This window comes from Streptomyces sp. GbtcB7 (genome assembly GCF_019091445.1).
Lineage (GTDB): Bacteria > Actinomycetota > Actinomycetes > Streptomycetales > Streptomycetaceae > Streptomyces > Streptomyces mirabilis.
In genome coordinates, this window is record NZ_JAGXJM010000797.1 from 1 (window position 1) to 229 (window position 229).

1 protein-coding gene is annotated in these 229 nt (G+C 72.9%); it reads left to right on the forward strand.

What is annotated here, in order from left to right; translation table 11 throughout:
• On the forward strand, window positions 1-229 hold a 229-nt coding region (locus KVT44_RS57595), incomplete at both ends, for a 3-hydroxyacyl-CoA dehydrogenase NAD-binding domain-containing protein (protein WP_254651270.1).

Sequence of the window (229 nt, forward strand, 5' to 3'; positions counted from 1 at the left end):
GGAGAAGGGCAGGGCAAATTCGGCGCGCGACGTCGACAAGGCCGTGGCCCGGGGCAGCCACACCCGCGGCGCCGCCGACCTGATCCTGGGCCGGATCCATCCCACCGGCCGCGCCGCGGACGCCGCCGGCGCGGACCTGGTGATCCGGGGGGTCTTCGAGGACCGGGAACTGAAGAGGACGGTGTTCGCCGAGAACGAGGACGTCGTCGCACCTGGTGCGGTGCTAGGC